23 protein-coding genes are annotated in these 23,831 nt (G+C 49.0%); 1 reads left to right on the top strand and 22 read right to left on the bottom strand.

Annotation, left to right across the window (positions count from 1 at the left end; genetic code table 11):
- Positions 1–4: 4 nt before the first annotated feature.
- The 14 genes from priA to AC1DLI_RS15015 form a co-directional block, all read right to left on the bottom strand.
- Complete coding sequence (gene priA / locus AC1DLI_RS14950) at positions 5–2,497, bottom strand: primosomal protein N' (protein WP_477603823.1); 2,493 nt, start codon at positions 2,495–2,497, stop codon at positions 5–7.
- A complete protein-coding gene (coaBC, locus tag AC1DLI_RS14955; RefSeq protein WP_477603824.1) occupies positions 2,494–3,708 on the bottom strand; it encodes a bifunctional phosphopantothenoylcysteine decarboxylase/phosphopantothenate--cysteine ligase CoaBC in 1,215 nt (404 codons plus the stop codon). Before coaBC ends, priA begins: the two co-directional genes overlap by 4 nt.
- Positions 3,709–3,796: 88 nt before the next feature.
- A complete protein-coding gene (locus AC1DLI_RS14960; RefSeq protein WP_477603826.1) occupies positions 3,797–4,321 on the bottom strand; it encodes a YfiT family bacillithiol transferase in 525 nt (174 codons plus the stop codon).
- 121 nt (positions 4,322–4,442) lie between these two features.
- Positions 4,443–4,982: an NUDIX hydrolase gene (locus tag AC1DLI_RS14965; protein WP_477603828.1), complete on the bottom strand. Its 540-nt coding sequence runs from the start codon at positions 4,980–4,982 to the stop codon at positions 4,443–4,445.
- 110 nt (positions 4,983–5,092) lie between these two features.
- Positions 5,093–5,368 carry a hypothetical protein gene (locus tag AC1DLI_RS14970; protein WP_477603830.1) on the bottom strand — a complete coding sequence of 92 codons (276 nt, stop codon included), beginning with the start codon at positions 5,366–5,368 and terminating at the stop codon, positions 5,093–5,095.
- Positions 5,369–5,386: 18 nt separating this feature from the next.
- A complete protein-coding gene (locus AC1DLI_RS14975; protein WP_477603832.1) occupies positions 5,387–5,581 on the bottom strand; it encodes a hypothetical protein in 195 nt (64 codons plus the stop codon).
- A gap of 172 nt (positions 5,582–5,753) precedes the next feature.
- Entirely contained in the window at positions 5,754–5,936 is a 183-nt protein-coding gene (locus AC1DLI_RS14980) for a hypothetical protein (RefSeq protein WP_477603834.1), read from the bottom strand.
- A 34-nt stretch (positions 5,937–5,970) separates the two neighbouring features.
- Positions 5,971–6,153 carry a hypothetical protein gene (locus AC1DLI_RS14985; RefSeq protein WP_477603836.1) on the bottom strand — a complete coding sequence of 61 codons (183 nt, stop codon included), beginning with the start codon at positions 6,151–6,153 and terminating at the stop codon, positions 5,971–5,973.
- A 184-nt stretch (positions 6,154–6,337) separates the two neighbouring features.
- Positions 6,338–6,547 (bottom strand): DNA-directed RNA polymerase subunit omega, encoded by a 210-nt coding sequence (rpoZ, locus tag AC1DLI_RS14990; RefSeq protein ID WP_053375625.1) that lies wholly within the window; start codon positions 6,545–6,547, stop codon positions 6,338–6,340.
- 16 nt (positions 6,548–6,563) lie between these two features.
- Positions 6,564–7,181 carry a guanylate kinase gene (gene gmk / locus AC1DLI_RS14995; protein ID WP_477603838.1) on the bottom strand — a complete coding sequence of 206 codons (618 nt, stop codon included), beginning with the start codon at positions 7,179–7,181 and terminating at the stop codon, positions 6,564–6,566.
- 13 nt (positions 7,182–7,194) lie between these two features.
- A complete protein-coding gene (remA, locus tag AC1DLI_RS15000) occupies positions 7,195–7,455 on the bottom strand; it encodes an extracellular matrix/biofilm regulator RemA (RefSeq protein ID WP_005548256.1) in 261 nt (86 codons plus the stop codon).
- Positions 7,456–7,796: 341 nt separating this feature from the next.
- Complete coding sequence (locus AC1DLI_RS15005; RefSeq protein ID WP_477603840.1) at positions 7,797–9,671, bottom strand: bifunctional homocysteine S-methyltransferase/methylenetetrahydrofolate reductase; 1,875 nt, start codon at positions 9,669–9,671, stop codon at positions 7,797–7,799.
- A 30-nt stretch (positions 9,672–9,701) separates the two neighbouring features.
- The gene (gene dapF, locus AC1DLI_RS15010) at positions 9,702–10,532 is read right to left on the bottom strand and encodes a diaminopimelate epimerase (RefSeq protein WP_477603842.1); all 831 of its coding nucleotides are present in this window, start codon (positions 10,530–10,532) and stop codon (positions 9,702–9,704) included.
- 121 nt (positions 10,533–10,653) lie between these two features.
- Positions 10,654–13,437 carry a calcium-translocating P-type ATPase, SERCA-type gene (locus AC1DLI_RS15015; protein WP_477603844.1) on the bottom strand — a complete coding sequence of 928 codons (2,784 nt, stop codon included), beginning with the start codon at positions 13,435–13,437 and terminating at the stop codon, positions 10,654–10,656.
- Between the two features lie 178 nt (positions 13,438–13,615).
- Between AC1DLI_RS15015 and AC1DLI_RS15020 the strand changes: the two genes are divergently transcribed.
- Positions 13,616–15,376, top strand: a complete 1,761-nt coding sequence (locus AC1DLI_RS15020) for an Rqc2 family fibronectin-binding protein (protein ID WP_477603846.1) — start codon at positions 13,616–13,618, stop codon at positions 15,374–15,376.
- A 54-nt stretch (positions 15,377–15,430) separates the two neighbouring features.
- Here the strand turns inward: AC1DLI_RS15020 and AC1DLI_RS15025 are convergent, their stop codons facing one another.
- From AC1DLI_RS15025 to AC1DLI_RS15060, 8 genes are all read right to left on the bottom strand, one after another.
- Positions 15,431–16,402 carry a MerR family transcriptional regulator gene (locus AC1DLI_RS15025; RefSeq protein ID WP_477603848.1) on the bottom strand — a complete coding sequence of 324 codons (972 nt, stop codon included), beginning with the start codon at positions 16,400–16,402 and terminating at the stop codon, positions 15,431–15,433.
- Complete coding sequence (locus AC1DLI_RS15030) at positions 16,392–17,279, bottom strand: PHP domain-containing protein (protein ID WP_477603850.1); 888 nt, start codon at positions 17,277–17,279, stop codon at positions 16,392–16,394. The genes AC1DLI_RS15025 and AC1DLI_RS15030 overlap by 11 nt, the downstream gene beginning before the upstream one ends.
- On the bottom strand, positions 17,270–18,181 hold the full coding sequence (locus AC1DLI_RS15035) for a selenium metabolism-associated LysR family transcriptional regulator (RefSeq protein WP_477603852.1): 912 nt from the start codon (positions 18,179–18,181) through the stop codon (positions 17,270–17,272). Before AC1DLI_RS15035 ends, AC1DLI_RS15030 begins: the two co-directional genes overlap by 10 nt.
- Positions 18,182–18,311: 130 nt before the next feature.
- The gene (locus tag AC1DLI_RS15040; RefSeq protein ID WP_308994645.1) at positions 18,312–18,749 is read right to left on the bottom strand and encodes a hypothetical protein; all 438 of its coding nucleotides are present in this window, start codon (positions 18,747–18,749) and stop codon (positions 18,312–18,314) included.
- Between the two features lie 262 nt (positions 18,750–19,011).
- Positions 19,012–19,275 (bottom strand): YlbG family protein, encoded by a 264-nt coding sequence (locus tag AC1DLI_RS15045; RefSeq protein WP_138751699.1) that lies wholly within the window; start codon positions 19,273–19,275, stop codon positions 19,012–19,014.
- Between the two features lie 111 nt (positions 19,276–19,386).
- A complete protein-coding gene (locus tag AC1DLI_RS15050; protein WP_477603855.1) occupies positions 19,387–19,881 on the bottom strand; it encodes a YlbF/YmcA family competence regulator in 495 nt (164 codons plus the stop codon).
- Between the two features lie 69 nt (positions 19,882–19,950).
- Positions 19,951–21,999: a helicase-associated domain-containing protein gene (locus AC1DLI_RS15055; protein WP_477603857.1), complete on the bottom strand. Its 2,049-nt coding sequence runs from the start codon at positions 21,997–21,999 to the stop codon at positions 19,951–19,953.
- Entirely contained in the window at positions 21,996–23,699 is a 1,704-nt protein-coding gene (locus AC1DLI_RS15060; protein WP_477603859.1) for a DNA repair helicase XPB, read from the bottom strand. The genes AC1DLI_RS15055 and AC1DLI_RS15060 overlap by 4 nt, the downstream gene beginning before the upstream one ends.
- Between the last annotated feature and the right edge of the window lie 132 nt (positions 23,700–23,831).

Genomic DNA, 23,831 nt, shown 5'->3' on the forward strand with positions numbered 1-23,831 from the left:
CTATTTATAATATAACTTGTGGATCTACGTCAATACTGAATTGCACAAGGCGTTGCGGCGGACCATCCGTGAATGGGATAAGCGCCTTGCGGACAAGAGCTGAAGCATCAATGCTCCCACGATATTTTATCACACATTGAAAACGGTAGCGATCTTTCATTCTCGAAATCGGCGAGGCGACTGGTCCAAGCACCTCCAGCGCTCTTCCGAAACCGCTGCTAAGCGAAATTAGCACGCCTTCATTTTCCGCAATTTCTCGCAGCTCAGCGGCAAAGCTTTCGCTGATTGAGGATAGCAGGGGCAGTTGTTCATGCGACATCGTCACAAGAATCAGCCTGCAATATGGCGGATATCCCATCGCGCTGCGATGCCGGAGCTCCTCGCTTACGAAAGCCGCGTAATCATGCTGCTGCGCCGTAATGACGGCATAATGCTCTGGCGCATAGGTTTGTATGACGACCTCGCCCGCCAAATGATGCCGGCCCGCGCGACCCGCAACCTGCGTGAGCAATTGAAATGTACGTTCCGCCGCACGAAAATCAGGCAGATTAAGCGACGTATCTGCAGCGATCACACCAACAAGTGTAACGTAAGGAAAATCGAGACCCTTTGCTACCATCTGCGTCCCAAGCAGCACATCCGCTTTCCGTTCGCCGAATTGCTTCAACAGCTTCTCATGGGCATTTTTTTCAGTCGTCGTATCGACATCCATGCGGATTACTCTGATGCCGGGGAAAAGCTTGGACAGCTCCTCCTCCACCCGCTGGGTGCCGGTTCCAAAATATCGAATATGCTCGCTTTGGCAGGATGGACAGCTTGTTGGCGCCTGCTCCGCATGCCCGCAATAATGACAGCGCAGCGCCCGCGACTTTTGATGATAGGTCAGCGAAATGTCGCAGTGCGGGCAGGCAGCGGTATAACCGCAGGAGCGGCACATGACAAAGGTCGAATAACCTCGGCGATTGAGCAGAAGCACGGATTGTTCGCCGCGCTCCAGCCTCTCAGCAAGCGAACTGTGCAGCAGCCGGCTGAACATCGAACGATTGCCCTCTTTCAGCTCCTCCCGCATATCGATTACCGTGACGGGCGGCAGAGGCCTTCCTCCGACACGCCCCGGCATTGGAAGCAGCGCCGGCTCGCGCCCTTCATCACGTGCGGTTAACGGACGGCTTGCCGCAGCGAAGGATTCTAGGGATGGCGTCGCCGACCCAAGCACAACGGCCGCTCCATGCTGCTTAGCCCTGCGTACCGCTACATCGCGGGCATGATATTTCGGACTCTCCTCTTGTTTATAGGATGATTCATGCTCTTCATCCATTATAATAAGCCCAATTCTCTCAAAAGGTGCAAAAATGGCCGAGCGTGCTCCAATGGCTACCTGCACCTGCCGGCTGCGAATTTTGCGCCACTCGTCGTATCGTTCTCCATTCGAAAGTCTGCTGTGAAGTACTGCAACTGCATCACCGAATCTGCCTTTAAACCGTTCTACCATTTGCGGCGTCAACGAGATTTCCGGGACCAGCACAATCGCCTGCTTCTCCTGCTCCAAGCAAAATTGAATGGATTGCAAATAAACCTCTGTTTTCCCGCTTCCCGTAACGCCATGCAGCAGCATGGTTTGGGGCTCGCCAGCATCAACCGCCCTGACTATACGGTCATACACAGCCTTCTGACCTTCGGTCAGCTCTAGCGGCGATGTTCTCTCAAACTCTCTGCCTGCATAAGGATCGCGCTGCTGCTCAACCTCCCGCAGCTCAAGCAGCCCTTTCTCAGCTAATGAACGCACGCTTGCGGCAGACCCGCCTGCTTCAGTGAGAAGAAGCTGAAGCTGTAACGGACCGCCATGTTCAAGCATAAAGGCAAGAACTTCGCGCTGCTTCGCCGCCCGCGAGGGCAGTGCTTCCATTTGCTCGCGCACTGTCTCGACATTGTCCGGCAAATAAACGGTCAGCACCTTGCGAACAGCAAGCCTGTCGCGTACCTTGGTGTGCTCAACGAGCACGCCTTCGCGCAGCGCGGCCTTTACAGCCTTCGCATGCTCTGGAAAGCGCTCCAGCAGAACCTCAAGCTTAACAAGCTGTCCGCCCGTCCCCATCCATTCCGTCATAGCAAGCGGCAGATCCTCTCTCGCCGCTTCCTCATCCTCAATGCCGACAAGCCTCTCGGCTTTGCCTTTCAAAGCAGCCGGGATCATAGCCTGCAGCGCCGTTGTCCAGGAGCAGCAGTATTTATCGCTCATCCACTTGGCCAGTTCGATAAGATCAGGCAGCAGCGGCGGCACATGATCGAGCAGCTCAGAGATAGGCTTTAACCGCTTTGAATCGATATCAGACGTCTCGGCCAGCTGCGTAACGAAGCCCTGCAGCACTCGTCCGCCGAACGGTACGCCAACGCGGCTCCCCACCTCGATCCAATCCGTAAAGGCCTCAGGCACCTCATAATCAAACGGCCGATCCGTCTGGCGGCTCGGCACGTCTACAATTACTTTAGCAATCATTCGGCAATCCCTCCGGGAGAGATAAGCCGCCCCGCAACCAACTCCAGCAAACGAACGGCAACTTCGCGCTTAGACATTAGCGGCATCGCTTCGACGAGCCCCTCCGGTCCGAATACCTGAACGATATTCGTATCGCCGTTAAAGCCTGCCCCATCCTTGCTCACATCATTTGCCACAATAAGATCGCAACGCTTCCTGCTCAGCTTGTCCATGGCATAATGCTCGATCTGCTCTGTTTCTGCAGCAAAGCCAACAAGAAATTGATCCCGTTTCCGCTGTCCGAGCGTTTCCAAAATATCCGTCGTCCGCTCAAGCTCAAGCACAAGCTTCTCTCCGTTTTTCTTCAGCTTCTGATCGCTTACATTCACCGCGCGGTAATCGGCAACCGCTGCGGCTTTTATGACAATGTCCATCTCGTCGTAACGGCTCGTTACGGCTTCCAGCATTTGCTGCGCGGACTCTACCCGAATAACCTTGACGCCAGCCGGCAGCGCAGCAGTGGTCCGACCTGCAACTAAAGTGACATCGCCCCCCATTAGCAGCGCTGCCTCCGCAATCGCAAAGCCCATCTTGCCTGATGAATCATTAGTCAAAAATCTAACCGGATCCAGCCTCTCCATCGTTCCGCCCGCGGTAACAAGCACGCGTTTTCCTTTTAGTTTGGCGCCTCTGCTAAACCACGATTCAATCGCCGCGACGATGTCTTCAGGCTCTGCAAGCCGGCCTTTGGCAACATAGCCGCAAGCCAGCTGGCCTGTGCCAGGCTCAACGAACATTGCCCCACGCGAAGAAAGCAGCTCTAAATTATAGACGACTGCAGGATGCTCATACATATGTACGTTCATTGCCGGCGCAATGAGGAGCGGACAAGTTGCTGCGAGCAGCGTCGTGCTCAGCATGTCGTCGGCATGGCCTCCGGCTAGCTTAGCCAACGCATTGGCGGTAGCCGGAGCAATGACGATTAAATCCGCATGATCTGCCAAATGGATATGCGATACAACTGCCGGATCTCTCTCATCGAAGGTATCGATATAGACCGGGTTGCGGGATAACGTTTGCAAAGTCAGCGGCGTTATAAATTTCACTGCTGACTCTGTCATGATCACATGGACATTAGCGCCAGCCTGCACCAGCTTGCTGCATAATGCCGCTCCTTTATAGGCTGCAATTCCGCCTGTAATTCCGAGTATAATGGTTTTCCCTTTTAGCATGGTGTATCTCCTATCAAGCGAAACGATGAGTAACAAGCTTGTCATTTGTATTTTAAATAAAGATGCCTCTTCAATTTCCGCGCTTAAGTTACCAATCCTTGCGTTCTCTCAAGCTTGTTATTTGAGCAACGTGATGTCTTCCATGCCACGCTACAAATCCTAAAAAATATGCTAAGCCTATCTGGCTTCCCTTTTCGGGATGATAGAACATTTTTTCAAAATCAGCGGGCTGCATCGAACGAAGCAGCAGCACCCAGCGGGTATATATGCCCTCTACGATCGCAAAGCTAATCTCCGGCGATGCCTGCAGGCTATCCGCCGTTTCTGCCCAGCGCTCTTCGTTAAAGGGCTTAATTGTCGGGTTATTCTCCGTAAGTGCCAGCTTGAAGCGTGAAAAACAATTCATTGAAGCATCCGCCAGATGATGCGCAACCTGACGCACGGTCCAGCCTCCGCTTCGATAAGGCGTATCCAGCTGCTCCTCATCTAAATCCGCTAACGCAGCTCGCAATTGACCTGGCAGCCTCTCGATGTCCGCAATCCACTGTTCACGATGCTTATTGGTCATTCCCTCGAACGAGTACCTGCCAATCGGATAACGTAATTTGTCCATTCCGTTCCCTCCTGTTCATTCGTCCACGAAACATAAGTCCCGCCATCTATCATAACATATGCGGACTCAAAATCTAACCAGACCTTATACTTTTTGAACAATAAAGCCGCTCATCGCAAAATTACAAAAGGCCATTTCGGATACGATGCGCCATCCAATAAAGCTCGGCGATATCCGAACGTCCGATCGTCCTGAAACGTCTGATGGCTTCATCAATGTCGACTACCTCTACGACTGCCACTTGCTCGCCATCCGGGGGATTTAAAGGTTTTCCCACAAGCTTTACCTCGCCGTATCCGACAAGCCTCACAAAATTCGGATGGGGAATATGCGGCCGATAAGGCTCTTTAGCTGCTGAATGGCATGCGAAACAGCCGAATAAGGTATAAGAAAGCAGTTCAGCACCAAGCTCCTCCTTCACTTCCCTGACCAAAGCATCCATGTGATGCTCTTCAGGCTCCAGCGTCCCCCCGGCAAGCTCCCACCTTCCATCCTCCAATTGCATGACCGCATACCCATCACCAACGGTAGGAATTATGCTGATATTGCTCACCAGCGCTTCATCAACCTGATAATCCGGGGTAAAGCAGTTTTCAACCGCTCCCCAAACAATACTTTTTGACAATGCTGGAAAATCATTTATGCTAAGGCTCTTGTTCATATCATCAATCATCCTATTCCCTTTAAATTCTGTTCAATTTCATCCATTGCACGTATAGCAGTCTTAATAGTTTATCAAATTAACGGCTTCTGTTCACACAAATTATAGCCTCAACGCCATTTAAACCTTCTTGCAATAAAAAGCCGCTCAGCAATCCTGCTGAACGGCCCTTTATTTCTAACTACGAAAAGCGACAGCTCCATCCACTGTTTTTCGCCAAACAACTCGCTGCGGATACGATCAGTCGGCTTCAACTGCAGGGCTCTGTAAATAGCCTGTCCGCCTCTGCCAAAATTATCTCCGAACGTGTAGTTCACACTATCGGGCGTTTCAAAAATCATGAATGTTTCATCTTCGCCAATTACGCCGCTCAGCTTGCCTCGCAAGCCTGCAATTTTCTCATCTTACGCTGTCAGCCACTGTTCTGCTTCCTCCTGTTTGCCAAGAAGCCCAGCTATGCCTCTCATCTCCGCATGCACCTTAGCAATTAAACGATGCTTTGGCTTGCGATCCTCATCACGGAAGGATTCAACGATTTTATAATAATAAAGCACCTGCTCACTGTTTTTCCGCTTTAGCGGCACTTTTTTCAGAAACAAATATAATCCTCTTTTGATAGGACTACAGACTTTTGCAGCAAAGCACTATTGTCGTCCCCGCCATGAATCATAATACTCGGACTCTTTTCATGATCACCATCCGATGATAACCATTATCAAATATAAAGGAATAATAGTCTTCGGGGAAGTACGACTTCTGTAGAAATGACCGCTAACTGATGAATTGAAGCACGCCTACGGAGATTATGAACACGGTAAAAACAATAAGAAAACCAATGCCAAAGCTTGCCCAGCTTGAGCGACCGCCGCTTGACCCCGCCTTCAGCTCCGCCACCTGCGCCTCTAGCTTAATAATGGACTCCTTGATTTCACGAATCTCCTGCTCACAAGCCATTCTGATCGCTCCCTCAATCTCTGCTTTTTATCGTTTATATTCGCTTATCTACGATAGATTTATTTTCGTGAATTTCCTTTCTCAGCAGCTTCATTTCTTGGTTAAGCGACTCCAACTGCTCTGTTAATTTAGAAGAATTAATAGCGCCGCGAATGACAACCGACAGAAGCAGCATGAAAACGACAAAGAGAATAATCGAAAATATAATAGGATCCATTTCTTAAAACCTCCTTTGGACAGATATAAGCTTCACATGTTCAGATTCGCCTCGAATATCACCTATATTTTACCATTAAAGTATTGATTATTTAAATATTTTTAGCATTATTAAAAAAGAAAGCGGAGTGCTTCACTGTCGCCAGTAAGCACTCCGCCATTGCAATGATTATTAAAACCTCTGCTTAGTCCTCTTTTGTTGCGAGGTTTTCTACTTGGAGAATGTCGCCGTAAATTTCTTCTAGCGCAACACCTACATACTTGCGGGAGCGCGGGTTTTTAAGTTCCGACTTGTCTCCGTTGCGAAGCATACGAGCACGTCTGGAAGCTGCTACGACTAAAGTGTATTTGCTGTCAACTTTTTTCACCATTTCATCAATGGACGGATATAACATCGTTCATTCTCCTCACTCATGCTTTCTCAATTGCTGCAACCATACCCGAAACATAAGGTAAATATCTTTCTCTGCGGCAATGTTCTGCTATCATGATACTGCGAATACGATCGCAAGCAGCATCTATCTCATCATTCAATACCGCATAGTCGTAATGGCCAAGCAAATTCATTTCCTCGACCGCGACAGACATGCGATTATTGATCGTATCCAAGGTTTCCGTACCACGTCCGGTAATTCGCTGCTTTAGCTCATCCAAGGAAGGAGGCAATAAAAATACAAAAATACCTTCAGGAAACTTTTGTTTCACTTTCAGAGCACCTTGTACCTCGATCTCCAAAATGACATCCTTGCCGCTCGCTAACGTGCGTTCAACGAAATCACGCGGCGTTCCGTAGTAGTTACCAACATATTCGGCATGTTCCAGAAGTGCGTCTCGCGCGATCATATCCTGAAACTGCTCTTTGCTTTTGAAAAAATAATTCACGCCGTCTACTTCACCCTGACGCGGCAGTCTAGTCGTTGCCGACACCGAATACACCAGCTCAGGAACCTTATTACGAAGAACGGAACAAACCGTCCCTTTGCCAACCCCTGAAGGGCCGGACAATACAATTAGCAATCCCTTATCCATATTACTCCCCGTACTATTCGTCGTTATCGTCGTCCTTAGTGGATAGTCGGTGTGCAACCGTCTCAGGCTGAACTGCCGACAATATCACATGATCGCTATCCGTAATAATAACAGCGCGCGTACGGCGTCCATATGTCGCATCAATCAGCATATGGCGGTCGCGAGCTTCTTGAATGATCCTCTTAATCGGAGCCGATTCCGGGCTTACGATTGAAATAATGCGGTTTGCCGATACAATATTACCGAATCCGATATTAATAAGTTTAATAGCCAAGCCTGGTTCCTCCCCCGCCTACGGTCTTCCCTGTGCATCTGTCTGCAAGTGTTCAAAAAGCATGTTTATATTTAATGAATGTGAATACGACAAGTTTGCGTTCTTGCCAAATACCGACAGAACTACTGCACTATTGTTGACGAAAAAAGTGCCGTGCATACTTCTCTTTGTAGACTAAAGCATCTACCGTTACCGGTTTCCAGCAGCCTGTCCATGCCATGCCGTGTAAGTGTGGCAACTGTATCCATGCTTTATTTTAATTGATTTTCCGTAAACGAACAAGCGAAAATGCGAAAACAAGCAAAAAAGGCTGTTTTTCGCATCCATTCTACGCTATTTGGCTACTTACGCTCTGTCTTCTGCCATACGTATTGCGTGAGCTGAACGCCCATATCGTAGAACATAAACGGCGTTATTAAATATATGCCTTTAAAATGCGGTAAAGCGGCATCAAGCAGCTCCTTGGCAATTTTCACGCCCTCTGCACGGCCCACTTCTCCTTCGAGTCCAGACATTCTGGCTCGTACCTCGTCAGAAAGCTGAATGCCCGGAACCTCATTATGAAGATATTCAGCGTTGCGTCCGCTGGCAAGCGGCATGATTCCAATAAATACCGGAACCGATAGATGCTTGGTTGCTTCCGCTATTCTTTCAATAAGGCTTGGATCATAGACAGGCTGCGTCATAATATAGTCCGCGCCTGATGTGATTTTGCGTTCGAGCCTCTGAACGGCTTTGTCCAAATGCTTAACATTCGGATTAAAGGCAGCACCAACAACAAACTTGGCCTTTTGCTTGAGCGGCTTACCGGAGAAGGCCGTCCCATCGTTCAACTGCTTGATCATTCGAATCATCTCAAAGGACGTTAGATCATAAACGGAGCTGGAATCCGGCAAATCTCCGAAACGGGCAGGATCGCCAGTAACTGCAAGCACATGATCAATATCGAGAGCATCTAACCCCATCATGTGAGATTGCGTCCCGATCAGGTTGCGGTCACGGCATGCAATATGCACAAGCGGACGAATGCCGACCTTTTCCTGTACAAGCGCGGCAAGCGCTATGTTGCTCATTCGTGTAACGGCAAGGGAATTATCGGCCATCGTAACCGCATCCGCCTTTGCTTCCTTCAATGCGGCAGCGCCGTCCATGAATTTGCGAATATCCAAATCACGAGGCGGATCCAGCTCTACGATCACTGTATGGCGCTTCTGTACTAAATCAACAATAGACGGCTCCTGTATGACGGACTGCTTCGGTGCAGATACAGGTTCAACCGATTTCTCAACCGGCTTTACGACAATCCTATGAACCGCTGCCAAAGGGGCAGATGCTTGTCCGAATTGCGGAATATAGCCGTCGAGCGCAGCAGCAATTGCTTTAATATGCTCAGGCGTCGTGCCGCAGCAGCCGCCGATCAAGCGGGCACCGCGGTCTGCAAAGCGCTGGGCTGTTTCAGCAAAATACTCCGGGCCTGCCGAGTACGTATATTTACCATCGATATAATCCGGTATACCGGCATTCGGGTAAACCGATAGCGGCAATCCTACAGGGCCTGCTATGGAATCCATCGCTCTCATGATGCCGTTAGGACCGCTACGGCAGTTAAAGCCAACCACGTCGGCGCCTTCTGCTTGCAGCTGATCAAAAGCGCCCTTCATGCCATTGCCATCCTGCGTACGGCCAACATCCTCCACCGCGAACTGGCAAATGACAGGAACATTCGAAGCTGCTCTTGCTATACGAAGAGCTAGAAGCATTTCATCCAGGTCATAAAACGTTTCCAGCAGCAAACCGTCAACGCCCTCATCGAGCAGTGCGTGCATTTGACGCTGATAGGCTTCGATTACTTTTGCCGTACGCAAATTTTTCAGCTTCCCATCCCGGATAGAGCCGACCGCGCCTACTACGTAGGCATCCGGGCCGATTGCACCACGGGCAGCGCGCACGCCTGCACGGTTAATCGCATCCATATCACTCTCTAAGCCGTATTTGGATAACTTCTCTAAATTGGCCGAAAACGTATTCGTCTCGATGACGCGCGCCCCTGCTTCATAGTAGCGGCGGTGGATATTTTCAATCACATCGGGACGAATCGTATTGAATTCCTCATAAGAAACGCCGACAGGGAACCCCATCTGATATAGATAGGTTCCCATCGCGCCGTCCCCGGTCAAGATACGCTGCTGGAGCGCTTCCCTCAAATCCGGTTTCATTATATTCATACCACCCATCTTACGTTGCTCTTATAGCGATCCGCGGAACGATACCGCTGCTGGACCAGTCATATAAACGTGATTATCGGATTCATTCCATTCAATCAGAAGATCTCCACCTTTAAGCGATACCGTAGCCGTGCGATCCGTTGATCCGTTCAATACGGACGCGACAACCGTTGCGCAAGCACCGGTACCGCATGCCAAGGTAGGACCCGCGCCGCGTTCCCAAACACGCATATCCGTTTGCGAACGGGAGTTTACCGTCACGAATTCAACATTGATTTTACGTGGAAATAACGGGTGCGTTTCAAGCTTTGGCCCCCATGTGTTCAGATCAAAATTCACGGCATCGTCTACATAAATGACGCAGTGCGGATTACCCATGGATACTGCCGTGAAACGGAATTCGCGGCCGTCCACCTCGATTGGATGCTCGATTACACGTTCAGCGTCAATGGTAGTCGGAACCTGCAGGCCATTCAAAATCGGCTCGCCCATATCGACGCGTACAGAGGAAACCTCGCCATTGTCTACAGTAAGCTGTACCTTCTGAGCTCCGGCGCCAAGTGTCTCTATCGTAATTTCTTCTTTATCGGTTAAACCATTATCGTAAACATATTTGGCCACGCAGCGAATAGCATTGCCGCATTGTTCAGCCTCCGAGCCGTCGGAATTAATAATCCGCATACGGAAATCCGCGATTTCCGAAGGAAGAATGTAGACAAGACCGTCTGCTCCGATTCCAAAAAATCGGTTGCATAGTCGGACAGCCAAATCGGCTGCGTCTGCTGGCAGCTGCTGTTCACCTGCGATTACTACGAAATCATTGCCTAAACCGTTCATTTTTGTAAAATTCATCTGTTTGCCCTCTCCTTGCTACATCACTAGGTATGATCTTGCTATTATTTATTCCTAATAGCATACCGCAAAGCAAGGAGAAAGGCTATTCATAATTTGTTCTATCATTTGTATTTTTCTGTTATCTAGCCGCGGTTTGCGGGCCGATCGGCCACTTCGTTTTGGTCTTGTTTTTCTTCGAAGTGCCAAGCACGCTCCCAATCCCCATTAGGAAAGTAGGGATTCCTGCTGCTACAAATACAAGGCACCATTCACGGAAGTTAAGCGGGACCGTTTTGAATATCGGCTGCAATGCTTCAATATAAAGCACGCCGATCATAAGCAGCAGCGACGAAAGCACGGCCAGCACCAAATATTTATTTTGAAACGGATTTCGGTGGAAAATCGAGCGCGAGCTCCTGCAGTCGAATACGTGAATGAGCTGTGCCATGACGAGGGTAGCGAATGCCACAGTCTGAGCTTTCATCAGCTGTGCAGCGCTGCCGGGCGCATCGTGCAGGGTGATCCAGAAAGCCCCGAGCGTACAAACGCCGATTAAGATACCGCGGCTAATAATTTTCCAGCCGAGTCTGCGCGAGAAGATGCTTTCCTTCCCAGAGCGCGGTTTTTGCTGCATTAAATCCTTCTCTGCCTGATCTATACCGAGTGCCATTGCTGGCAAGCCGTCTGTGACAAGGTTGACCCATAAAATTTGAATCGGCACCAGCGGAAGCGGAAGCCCCGCCATCATCGCGAGGAACATGACGAGTATTTCCCCAACGTTCGACGCCAATAGATAACGGATAAACTTACGAATGTTCTCGTATATGCCTCGTCCTTCTTCTATTGCGGCCACAATAGTAGAAAAATTGTCGTCGCTTAGAACAAGCGCGGAGGCTTCCTTCGATACATCCGTACCGGTAATCCCCATAGCGATACCGATATCTGCTGCCTTGATCGCGGGAGCATCATTCACGCCATCGCCCGTCATCGCAACGACATGCCCTTGGCGCTGAAGTGCTTTAACGATTCGTAATTTATGCTCGGGGGATACCCTTGCATACACATAAATATTATCAACGAGGCGGTCAAGCTGCTCATCGTCCATAGCCTCAAGCTGTCTGCCGCTCATGGCAATACCGCCGCGCGGCATAATGCCCAGCTGGCCTGCAATGGCTTCCGCTGTTAATTGATGGTCCCCTGTAATCATTACCGTCTTGATCCCCGCACGTCTGCAGGTCGCGATAGCTTCCTTCACCTCGCGGCGCGGCGGATCGATCATTCCCGTCAAGCCAACAAACACAAGCTGGCATTCCGCATCCGCTTCTGTCTCGCAAGCATCACTAGCTCGCAAATCGCGATAAGCAAGTCCGAGCACGCGGAGAGCCGACTGTGCCATAAGCTCGCCTGCCTCGGCGCATTTCCGCTTGAGTGTTGAGGTAAAAGGCACGACCTTGCCCTCCCAAAGCACGTAGGAGCAGTGGTCCATCAGTAAATCAGGAGCTCCTTTTGTACAAATCAGACGTCCCCCTTGATGAGCCACCACAACCGACATCCGCTTACGCTCTGAATCAAACGGAAACTCTTTCTCGCGTTTATATAACGGCTCAAGCGATTTGGCCGAGGAACCAAGCTTGGCAGCAAGCACTGCCAATGCCCCTTCCGTCGGATCTCCCTTAAGCACCCATTCCTCTTGCACTTCCTTGCTCTTTCGTTTGCCTGTTTCGGCTGATTCCACCTTTACGATTTGAGCGTTATTACACAGAGCGCTTACCTGAAGGAGCCGCTTGATCGATTGATCGTGTTTGATATCAAGAGCATTGCCAGCTTCATAAATGGCACCCGTCGGATCATAGCCTTCGCCGCTTACCTCAAGCTGCCTGCCGCCTATCCATACATGGGTAACCGTCATTTTATTTTGCGTCAGCGTGCCCGTTTTGTCCGAGCAAATAACCGATGCGCAGCCGAGTGTCTCTACGGACGGCAGCTTGCGGACGATTGCTTTTCGTTTAATCATTCGCTGTACGCCAAGCGCGAGAGCGATGGTTACAATTGCAGGCAGCCCCTCTGGAATTGCGGCTACTGCCAAGCTGACGCCGGCAAGGAACATGCCGTATGGAGGCTGGCCGTGCAAAATCCCAGCAACAACAACCATAACCGTCAAGCCTATCGCTACCACGATCAAAATTTTTCCAAGCTGCTCTAAACGATGCTGCAACGGTGTTTCCATCGATTCCGTTTGTTGAATAAGACCCGCGATTTTGCCCATTTCCGTTTCCATGCCCGTCCGGATGACCACAGCCTTTGCTGTTCCCCTCGTGAGCATCGTGCCCATGAAGCCCATATTTCTCTGGTCGCCAAGGGGCAGATCATCCTCCGCGATCGCTGCGGCATGCTTGCCAACGGGTACCGATTCCCCTGTCAAAGCCGATTCCTCAACATAACAGCTGTTTGCTTCGAGAAGCCGCACATCTGCCGGTATCCGGTCCCCGCTCTCCAAATAAATAAGATCGCCTGCAACCAGCTCTTTGGCAGGAACGGATAACAGCTCCCCGCCCCTGAAAACCTTGGCCGTTGGCGCAGAGAGCTCTTTAAGCGCCCGCAAGGAGCGTTCCGCCCGAAATTCCTGCACGAAACCGAGAACCGCATTAATACAAATAATAGCAACAATCGTAATGGCGTCCAAATATTCGCCCAGCAAGCCTGAAATTAAAGTCGCACCCATTAGTACAAGCACCATAAAATCTTTAAATTGATTGAGGAACAACAAAATCGGCGAAACGCGTTTGCCCTCCGTCAATTCGTTACGTCCGTTCTTCTCCAGCCGCTGCGCCGCTTCCGACGTCGTCAGCCCTTGAACCRGGGAGCTGACTAATTTGTCAACCAGCTCACTTGTCCCCATTTGATGCCATTTCATTTGTTCCATGGTATAACTCCCTCCCGTAATATGCCGAGCCAAGCAGACACGACGCCAGCCCTTCGGACAGCCTTCTAGGGTAAATGTATTCGGACAGCCCATAAAATATCCCTTAAAGGACTTAAGTTTTTGGCTCAACTATGGCATGATAGAGAAAGACAGACCAAGGAAGCGAGGAACACACACCATGGCATTAGACGGTATCGTCACCCATGCAATTACGCAAGACCTGCAGCGCTGCGTTGGCGCGCGTATACATAAAATTCATCAGCCTACCAATCATGAACTCATTTTCAGCATTCGGGGTGCCGGCATGCAGGGCAAGCTGCTTCTATCTGCTAACCCCACCTATCCCCGCGTCCACTGGACAACAGGCACTTACGTCAATCCGATGGAAGCTCCTATGTTCTGCATGCTGCTTCGGAAGCATTGCGAGGGTGGCGTCATTGAGTCCATTAGGCAAATCGGGCGAGAGCGTATTATCCATATCGAAGTCAAGCATCGGGACGAGCTCGGCGATTTGTCGAACAAAACGATTGTTATCGAGATTATGGGCCGCCACAGCAATATTATTTTGATGGACAAAGCTACTGGGATGATTCTTGACGGTATTCATCATGTTACACCTGCCATTAGCAGCCACCGTATCGTATTGCCTGGCAGCAGCTACACCCCGCCTCCAGAGCAAGGAAAGATTGATCCGCTGGAACTTGATACCGAACAGGCGTTTTTGAATGCGCTGAGCGATACGGATGAAACTTCGCCTATGCATAAGAGACTAGTTGATAAGTTGAGCGGCTTCAGCCCCTTAATCGCGAAGGAGCTAGTATACCGCGCACAGGCTGGCGAAGAATCATTAGAAGAAGGCTTACCACAAAGTTTGGAACAGGTATGGAGCAGCTTCTCCAGCTTTATCCAGCAAGTGAAGAATGAGCAGTACACGCCTATGATCAAAACAAATCCGGACACAGGAAAATCTTTTTTCTCTGTCACGGAGCTTACGCATATCGAGGGTGAAGCCGAATTTTTCGCGGATGTCAGCGCTTGTCTTGAAGGCTTTTACGGCAATAAAGCCGAGCGCGATACCGTAAAACAACGCGCAGCGGATCTCATCCGATTCGTTCAAAATGAGAAAGCAAAAAACGTCACAAAAATTAAAAAGCTTGAGGATACGCTCGTAGAAGCCAAGGATGCTGAGAAATACAGAGTACTCGGCGAGCTCCTCACCGCTTACATGCATCAAATGAAGCGCGGGGATACTACCATTGAGCTAATCAATTTTTATGATGAAGAACAAAGTTCGGTTACCATTGAGCTTGATCCGCATCTGACGCCTTCAGACAATGCCCAGCGCTATTTCCGACGTTATACTAAACACAAAAACAGCTTGTCCATCGTCGCTGAGCAGATGGACATCGCACGTACTGAAATTCAATATTTTGAATCCTTGCTGCAGCAGGTCGATAACGCTTCTCTTGGCGATATCGGGGAGATTCGTGATGAGCTCGTGGAGCAGGGCTACATGAAAGAGCGCGGCCGGCGTGGACCAAAAAAGAAAAAAACGCTCAAGCCTTCCTTGCTTTGTTACACGTCCTCCGAGGGGGCCACGATCTACGTCGGCAAAAACAACACACAAAACGAGTATTTGACGAATCGGCTTGCGTCGCCTTCAGATACATGGCTGCATACAAAAGATATTCCAGGCTCACATGTCGTCATACGGGGCGGAGACTTTGGAAACGCTACGCTTGAGGAGGCAGCCATGCTATCTGCCCATTACAGCCAGGCTCGCGATTCCAGCTCCATACCAGTCGATTATACGACCATACGACATGTCCGTAAGCCTAGCGGCGCTAAGCCCGGTTTCGTTATCTATGACAACCAGAAAACATTGTTTATTACACCGGACGAGCAGCGGATAAAATCGCTTGCTTGCGTGATGAAATAGACCCGAAGTTTTCTGAAACACTTCTCTCAAAAGCAAAAACACGGTCTCTTATTCTTAAGGAATAAGAAGCCGTGTTTTTATTTTTTCGATGCAGCGCTTGCCGTCCCCCGTAACCAGAAACACATGCTCCGCTCCGGAGAGTAATCCATCTTCATAAACCGCTCTTCCGCCAATAAACACTTTAGTCGTTAACTGACTCTCTTGAATCATTCGGTCAAGCTTAAGCAAGAATGCTTGCGCTGACTCCAAACGCTCCGCGGTGGAAAAGCTGAACGTAAAGGATGCCGGCTTTACCTCAGCCAAACAATCGAAAATCCCTTTTTCTGAAGGCCAGCTTCCGAGGTAGACTACGCGAAAGCCCTCCTGCTGTGCAAAAAAACCAATGAACAGAATACCGAGCTCATGGCGCTCGCCCGGACCGCATGCCGTCACCAGCAGCGGGCTATCGTCGTTAGGCCGAAACAAGCTGCGAATCGCTAGCACTTTATCACGAATGAAATGGCTCCCGAAATGCTCTTGGTACTCTGATATGTCTCCACGCTCTAAGCGCTCTCCAAGCTCAACAAGCGTCGGTTCTAAAATATTTAAAAGAAGATGCTCCAAATGATACATGGTGAGCAGCTGCTCGTAAAATCGCTGCGCATTGCTGAGATCCAAATGCATAAAGCATTGCAGCAGGTAATCTATCGGCTTGCTCCAATCCGGAGAAACCGGTATGTAAAGCTCTTGCTGACGTCCCGTTTGATGCTGTCCATCAGTATCCCTACTCTCAACATCCGCTTCCGCGGCAGCTGCTTCAAGGCCATTTTTCCATTCCAGAACAGCCATTCCGATCGGAACGCCTTCATCAACCTGTCCTTTCAGCCAGAGCAGCGTATCGATATCCTGCTTCGAATAACCGCGATAGCCATTCGTCATTCTCTCAGGTTTTACGGCTGCGTAGCGCTCTTCCCATTTGCGAATAAGCTGTGTGGATACGCCTGTACGCTGAGATACTTCCTTAATTGTATAAAGCCTAGATGTCATTCCGCGCTCTCCTCCATGAAGGCAGAAGCGCCTGCAGTACGTCAACACTTACCGTACGACTGCCTACTGCACCATGAAAAACTATACCCTGCCGCGAGCCATGAAAATCCGATCCCCCCGTAGCTATCAATTGATAACTGGCTGCAAGCTCCGCATATCTGCGCTCTTGCTCTTGTCCATGATCGGAATGATACACCTCAATGCCCTGGGCGCCGTAGCGTATGATCTCTTCCACTAAAGAATCGTTGTTGTATAATCCAGGATGCGCAATAACGCTTGTGCCTCCAGCTTCCTGAATCCAGTCAATCGCCTCAAACGGATTTAGCCTTGGTGGATTGACATAAGCCGCGGCACCCGCAGCTAAATAACGGTCAAAGGCTTCCTTCATATTCGATACAGCACCTTTGTGGATAAGCGCCGCAGCAATATGCGGACGACCGATGCTGACGGCAGCCGACCTTAATGAATCTATCGTACGGTCTCCATGAGCAGCCGCGAGCACATCATCCATCGTTAGGGATATACCCAGCTCATTCAGCTTGTCGACAATCATTTCATTTCGTTGATCTCTTACACCGCGCAAGCTTGCGAGTCTCGAGAGCCATTTTTCGTCGTCGTTATTCGTGTAATAACCTAGAATATGAATATCCGTACCCGCAGCAACCGTACTCACCTCAACTCCCGGCACGACAATAACACCGAGTTTCTCGCCTTCTAACAGCGCTTCTGCTACTCCCGCGACCGTATCATGATCAGTGATCGCAATCGCGGAAAGGCCAGCTTCTTTTGCCAACTTGACGTTTTCAGCAGGGCTGTGCATGCCATCCGATGCAGTCGTGTGTGTATGCAGATCAGCAAGTCCATGCGCTATAGCCATTGCTGCAAATCCCTCTCTCTCAAAAACGACAAGAATGTTACGGCGGATATCGGCAATATAGCCGATTTCAGATAGATCGAATAGAACTGCCGCTGAAACTTCGAGTCTGATACCTTGATCATTCTTATTAAATCGAGCGCAACCTCATGCTTAACGGACGAGGACGAGACAAACGATATGCCTAAGCCTGCTTCAACAGCCGATTTCACGGCGCCTGTGCTGCCAAGCTCCATGACGATTTTCATAGAAGCAGGATCTATATTTTTATTTCTAAGCTGCTCCTCCATCACAAGCCTAGTTCCCGAACCCTGCTCGCGCAGGACGAACGGGAAGGCCATGGCTTCCTCTAAGGTAACAGAAGCTCGGTCTGCTAGCGGATGTGATTTGGATACGATGAGCCTGAGTTCATCGCTCATGACGGCTTCCATATGCATGTCAGGATGGTTAACCGGAGCCTCGATCAATCCGAAATTAAGCTGGTGGTTTAAAATATCTTCCATTATTTGTGATGTATTCATAACTTTCATGCTAATCGAGATATGCGGATATTCCTGCCCGAACGGTCCTAGCAGCCGCGGTAAAATATACTCCCCTATCGTCAAGCTGGAACCGAGCTGCAATCGGCCCTTTAATTGCTTTGTGAACGCAGACATCGCCTGATCTGTATCTCTGATTAAATCGATGCTCCGCTGGGCGTAAGGCATTAATGCCCTTCCCGCTTCCGTCAGCTCAATTCGTTTCGTAGACCGCTGAAGCAGCTTTGTGCCAAAATAATCTTCCAACGACTGTACTTGCATCGTTACGGCAGGCTGAGTCATATGTAAAGATTGCGCCGCAGCGGAGAAACTGCCACGTTCTGCAACCGTGCAGAAAATGTGAAGCTGATGAAAATTAAGCGCCATGATCGATCATCCTTTCTTCTGGTGCTTATTATACTACAAACCTTGTACAGATTCTTACAACCTCAACAAAAAAAGCATGCAATCTTTTTTAGATTGCATGCTCCGATACGGTTTATATAGTTATAATGCCTTATTTGCGTTTTCTGCTGCTCTTAACGAGAGTCATTCGCCTAGAATGGCGAAGCCATGAATAATAGGACTTTAGATCTCTAAGCTCAATGGTCTCAGACATTCGTCCAAGGAAGGTTACTATGATCATTTTATGTAAGGGAACTCCTGTAATATCCGTTTCCGTCAGTGATTCAGCAAATTCAGCAACAAAGACCAGATCGTCATCAATTAAATAAACATCTTGCTCGTTGCGATAGTACGGCTCGATGCGTCCCTGCTTTAAGCATTCCCATAGAAATTCAGCAATATCTTCAAACCCGGTTTTCTCACTTTCAATCCGGTCCAGCCAACGGCTTTTGGCATGGTTTGTGATGACGATATCCGCTACTTTCTTATCACCTAGATCAATATAAAACGACTCATATGTACTCCATCTTCTCGTCATTTTATCTTTCACTGCGCATCTTACTCCTTCCTAGGACCCAGGGCTTTTATACTATGAATTTAATTCCATTCTATCATGATTGTCCGAGATTACAACAATAAATTAAAGTCCGACCATTTTTGTAAGTTATTGGTTAATTTGTTGTAAAAAAAGACGCTTCTCGGCGTTAATCGACACGGAGAAGCGTCTTTTTTTCATGCGAATATATACGATTACAATTACGAAGTGTAGATAAGCTAATGCCGCCTGTTAAAGCATCAGCAGCTTAACTTGCTTACAGGCTGTAAAACCTTGTTTTATCTTCACTGTCTTTGCTGTATTCGGTTTTGATCTCATTGCGGTACGAACGTTCTATCTTGCGAACGTAAGAAAGCTTACCCATCTGCCGCACAGCCTCTTCAGAGCGTTCCGCATTCATATACATCACCACGTAATGCATCTTGCGTGACATATAATGAACCGTCCCGAACCTCTCCAGTGATCGCGCTGCTTTCAAATCACTTACCCATACGATATAACCCGTTCGTTCCGGTAGCATCTTTTCCCTCCTAAAAGGTTTGCTCTACAAACCTGACTCATTAGCCTATGCTGAGGTTTGCTCTGCAAACCTGCTTCGTAAACATGCCCTTAACCGTACCTAACATCTAACTTAGCTGCATCCGCCGCTTCCGCAGCTGCATGAGCCGCCGCTTCCACAGCTGCCGCCGCCCGCAGCCTTTTCATTGCCAGGCACTTTAATATTGTCCGAAACGGACTCCGCGATCGTGCGAGAAACATCATAAAGCATTTCATCTACGGCCTGCTCGGCAAGTTTAAAGCGACGAACGCTCTCGATACCGCTCAGCTCCCGCTCGATTTGCTTCACTTTGTCCTTTGCTTCGTTATAATCCGGATGAAAGCGACCAAATCGCTCACATTCTACAAACAGTTCCTTAGCCTTCGCGAAACGCTTCGTCATTTGCTTGACTTCATCGTCCTCGTTCACAGCATTCTTCCAATATAGATAATCGGCTACTTCCGCCGATTGATTAATCCAATCTCCTAGTTCATAGGCACAGAGCAGCAGCGACGCCATATCGAGAGAAGAAACGCCGCCTTGCGGTTGCTCCAACTGAATAGCCGTTAAACCTTCAGCAGTTGGCATTCATCCACCTCATTTCAATTGCTTCATTCAAGACTATCATATCATATTCGCTTTACCAATAGATAGAGATTATATTGGGCTTTCTTGACCTGGAATGATGAGGCGCATTTCTTCCCACATATCAGGAGTGAGCCGGATTGTTTGTAGCTGAAGCTCATCTCGAAGCAATCCGACGACGGCCCATCCTTCATCATGAAGCTCAAGCTTTTCAGGCACAAATGAGCGCAGCTCCTGCTTCATCCGCAGCTGAATGGGAGTTTGCCATTGCAGAGCCTGCTCAATGAGCTCTCTTCTTGTGGAATGGTGATACGTACGGAGCTGCTTTATCCACATGGAAGGTACTCGATCCCGCTGTGACCAGGATTGAAGCTTTTCCTTCCCAGCTTGATTATTGAGCTCAAAATGTTGAAGGGGAAATGCTTCATAAATAAAATAAGATGGTTCTGTTTTCGTTGCTTCAATTGACTGCTGTTCATTATGATGGCCCTGTTCCCCATTAATTATTGGGAATGAGATGGCTGCGTTCTCATCGCGCGAGGTTTCGGATTCAACCGATTTACGCGCAGGGTAGCCTGCTTTTTGCAGCAAACGTCTGATCTCGCTGATTTGTCCTTGTTCCACTATAAAATCTAAGGAACCAAGCTTTTGTTTCAGAAATGGAGCAATTTTCACATCACTCTCAATAATCGCAGCCATCTCAGCGTTATCACAACGAAGCAGAGCCACCTCTGCGAAAGAAGTACGACAAGCACGGCTTGTCCATGCATCCAGTAGAACCTCTACAGTAGACGGCAGCATCTGCGCACCCGAAGCCTCCCGAAGAAAGCTTTGAATAGACGCAAGCGACCTTCCCTGCTCCAAAGCCCGGGAAACTGCTGCGGCTTCCAGCTGATATACCGTAACCTGCTCATCCGATTTCCGTTCCGCAAGCAGTTCCAGCTCCCACCGTATCCAAAATGGGCACTCTGACTCTACGATCATTTCTCCGTTAGGCTGGACGGTAACATAAGATGGATGCTCCGTTGTTCGCTCTTGCTCCCGAGCGTGCCAAGGCGCAGCTGAATTCCATCTGAAGAAAAGCTCATTTCCATTTGCATGCTCGCAATCGACAAGGTCAATCCAGCCCATGCTATGCCATAATTCGCACCATTTGCTATTTGCAGTGACGCTTTGGCCGTTAGCATCCTTGCCTGGGGCTGTGGCAGCATGTAGATCATCGAACCATAAATCTATGCTGCTCTTTGAATGCCATTGCCCCGACTGCAGGCCCATCATGGACGCAGCCATATGAGCATTACCAATCCCTGATGGCAGCAACAGTGCTAGACACCAATCCATTAATTGTTTTTCCCGCGCTGCATTTTCGAGCTTAAGCCATTGATGAAGTTTGGCTTCATTCCACTTGAGTGATCCTTTTTCTACCGTGAGCAAACCAAGTGCGGATGCCGCTTCAAGAATGAAGGCTGCTTGCAAAGGATAAGCATCGGCATGAGACCATTTTAATTCGAATGATTTTAACCAACGCTCCTCTAAATCAACTGACTGAATCAGCTTACTCACTGTTTTTTTGGGAAGCGTACCGTTTAATGTAAGTCCTAATCCGCTTAGCCCTAGTACAGCGAATGCGCTAAGGAGCTGCCTGCTAAACGGCCGACAAAAGGGACGCATAGCCCCATTCATTAGTCTTTCCCGCTCAAAGGATGTTAGCTGCTCGGGTTTGTATGGGAAAAATACCTTCTGCCAACCCATGAAGCATTCCACTGGTAAAAAATAAAGGTTCTCTCCCCATATTTTTTGTACAGAGAATAAGATGCCCGCATCTGCCAGCTCAGCGACTCCAAGCTGACATTCCGCGCCGGATAAAGAGGTGCACTTTCGCAGCTTCCGAATTAGCTGTTCGCCTTCGATTGGGACGGCTGCGAAATGACGTACAAATTCTTTTATCACTTCAGAAGCATGCGGCGTCAGTCTTGCAGCCGCTTCTTGGATACTCTCGTGATCTACGGCTGCTTGCTCCCAAGTAAGCCCCTTATTACGCGCTGAATGCCACACTGATGCTTGCATAAAACTTTCCAGTCGTTCAGAGGAAAGCTTACCAAGCAGCTGTTTTATTCTCATAGAGCTGCAGCCTCCTCATGCTTGTCCTCGTCGCAAGGAACGCTAACCCTCTCATAATGGTAGCCTTGTTCGAGCATGAACAGCTGCCTTTTCATCGCAAATTCTGTTTCTTTTGTTTGGTCCGTTACAATCGTATAAAACCAGGCTTGATTGTTTCCGCTCTTCGGTCTTAACAATCTTCCGATCCGCTGCGCCTCTTCCTGCCGGGAGCCGAAGCTGCCGGACAGCTGGATCGCGACAGCCGCATCAGGTAAATCAACGGCAAAATTCGCTACCTTCGATACGATAAGCACAGATAGATCTCCTTCTTTAAAGCGGTCATACAACTTTTGCCTCTCCTGTTGAGGCACTTCGCCTGTAAGCAATGGTACCTGTAACTTTGCCGACAGCTCGTTCAGCTGATTCAAATACTGTCCAATAATCAGAGTAGGTTTACCCTCATGCTCCTGCAGCAGCTGCTTCACGATCGCATATTTTTCGGGATTTTCAGCAGCCATGCGAAGCTTGGCTCTAGCACTTGCCTGCGCGTACAAAGCTGACATATTTTTATGTAGGGGTACTTTAATTTCCGTACAGGACACAGCCGCAATATGAGAACCGGCTTCTGCAGTTTTCCATTGCATGTCAAATTGCTTAGGTCCGATCAAGGAATACACATCCTCTGCGCAGCCATCTTCTCGTACGAGCGTTGCGGTTAAGCCCAGCCGTCTTGTAGCCTGTATGTCGGCCGTCATTCGAAACACAGGCGCCGGAAGTAAATGCACTTCATCATAAATAATGAGACCCCAATCCCGTTCAGTGAACAGCTTCATGTGCGTGAACGGCATATCCTTCGATTTTCGATGCGTCAAAATATTGTAGGTAGCTACCGTAACAGGCCGTACCTGCTTCAACGTACCGCAATATTGTCCAACATCTGAATCCTGCAAGGATGTTTTGTCCAGCAGTTCATCCTTCCATTGTTTAACTGAAGTAGAATTTGACGTAAGAATGAGCGTCGCCCTACCCAAACGCGCCAATGCCGCAATGCCGACAATGGTTTTACCCGCTCCGCAGGGCAATACGATTACTCCGCTGCCCCCTTGAACAGATCCTTCCTTATAGAAATGCTCTACCGCTGAATGCTGATAGTCCCTTAATTCAAACAGACGATCCCGTAGCGTACGTTTTCTAAGCTCAACCTCAAGTGCCTCGCCGGCATGATAGCCAGCCAAATCAATCACGGGGTATCCAAGACGTGTCAGCTCCTGTTTCAATGAGCCACGGCATTCTTCATTAAGTTTCCACGATCCGCGTGTCAAACGAACAGATACATGGTCCATAATACTTGCCAGCCCGGACAGCTCGTCCATAATCATTTCATCACCGTGTAAAATCAGACTTTCAGAATCGTTCGACAACCAAAGCTTGCCATACCTGCCGACCAGCTTCCTAATTCGGGCTTCTGCCTGAAATGGCAGCTCATATCGGCTGTATGCGGTAAGCCAGCCCACGATATCATCCGCTGATATTCCGGTTGCCGCTGCATTCCATAGCGTTAATGGTGTCATTCGGTAAGTATGGATAGCTCCGGCTCTCCGAACGGCATCCATGAAGAGAACGAGCTTCTCTCTAGCTTGCTTTGCATCCTGCTTGCGCTCATCAAGCAGCACCAATAGATCCGATTGAACAATTACTGGTCTATCCTTAAGATCGTGCATCATTCTCCTCCTCAAAGGTTTGTGGAACAAACCCGCATCGTAAGCATAATCAAAGGTTTGTGGAACAAACCCGCATCGTAAGCATAATCAAAGGTTTGTGGAACAAACCCGCATCGTAAGCATAATCAAAGG

This window comes from Paenibacillus sp. 01T443 (assembly GCF_056398325.1).

Excerpts from the sequence above, each read along its gene's own strand:
- priA (WP_477603823.1), bottom strand. The coding sequence starts at position 2,497 with ATGATTGCTAAAGTAATTGTAGACGTGCCGAGCCGCCAGACGGATCGG.
- coaBC (WP_477603824.1), bottom strand. The coding sequence starts at position 3,708 with ATGCTAAAAGGGAAAACCATTATACTCGGAATTACAGGCGGAATTGCA.
- AC1DLI_RS14960 (WP_477603826.1), bottom strand. The coding sequence starts at position 4,321 with ATGGACAAATTACGTTATCCGATTGGCAGGTACTCGTTCGAGGGAATG.
- AC1DLI_RS14965 (WP_477603828.1), bottom strand. The coding sequence starts at position 4,982 with ATGAACAAGAGCCTTAGCATAAATGATTTTCCAGCATTGTCAAAAAGT.
- AC1DLI_RS14980 (WP_477603834.1), bottom strand. The coding sequence starts at position 5,936 with ATGGCTTGTGAGCAGGAGATTCGTGAAATCAAGGAGTCCATTATTAAG.
- AC1DLI_RS14985 (WP_477603836.1), bottom strand. The coding sequence starts at position 6,153 with ATGGATCCTATTATATTTTCGATTATTCTCTTTGTCGTTTTCATGCTG.
- rpoZ (WP_053375625.1), bottom strand. The coding sequence starts at position 6,547 with ATGTTATATCCGTCCATTGATGAAATGGTGAAAAAAGTTGACAGCAAA.
- gmk (WP_477603838.1), bottom strand. The coding sequence starts at position 7,181 with ATGGATAAGGGATTGCTAATTGTATTGTCCGGCCCTTCAGGGGTTGGC.
- AC1DLI_RS15005 (WP_477603840.1), bottom strand. The coding sequence starts at position 9,671 with ATGAAACCGGATTTGAGGGAAGCGCTCCAGCAGCGTATCTTGACCGGG.
- dapF (WP_477603842.1), bottom strand. The coding sequence starts at position 10,532 with ATGAATTTTACAAAAATGAACGGTTTAGGCAATGATTTCGTAGTAATC.
- AC1DLI_RS15020 (WP_477603846.1), top strand. The coding sequence starts at position 13,616 with ATGGCATTAGACGGTATCGTCACCCATGCAATTACGCAAGACCTGCAG.
- AC1DLI_RS15025 (WP_477603848.1), bottom strand. The coding sequence starts at position 16,402 with ATGACATCTAGGCTTTATACAATTAAGGAAGTATCTCAGCGTACAGGC.
- AC1DLI_RS15030 (WP_477603850.1), bottom strand. The coding sequence starts at position 17,279 with ATGGCTATAGCGCATGGACTTGCTGATCTGCATACACACACGACTGCA.
- AC1DLI_RS15035 (WP_477603852.1), bottom strand. The coding sequence starts at position 18,181 with ATGGCGCTTAATTTTCATCAGCTTCACATTTTCTGCACGGTTGCAGAA.
- AC1DLI_RS15045 (WP_138751699.1), bottom strand. The coding sequence starts at position 19,275 with ATGCTACCGGAACGAACGGGTTATATCGTATGGGTAAGTGATTTGAAA.
- AC1DLI_RS15050 (WP_477603855.1), bottom strand. The coding sequence starts at position 19,881 with ATGCCAACTGCTGAAGGTTTAACGGCTATTCAGTTGGAGCAACCGCAA.
- AC1DLI_RS15055 (WP_477603857.1), bottom strand. The coding sequence starts at position 21,999 with ATGAGAATAAAACAGCTGCTTGGTAAGCTTTCCTCTGAACGACTGGAA.
- AC1DLI_RS15060 (WP_477603859.1), bottom strand. The coding sequence starts at position 23,699 with ATGCACGATCTTAAGGATAGACCAGTAATTGTTCAATCGGATCTATTG.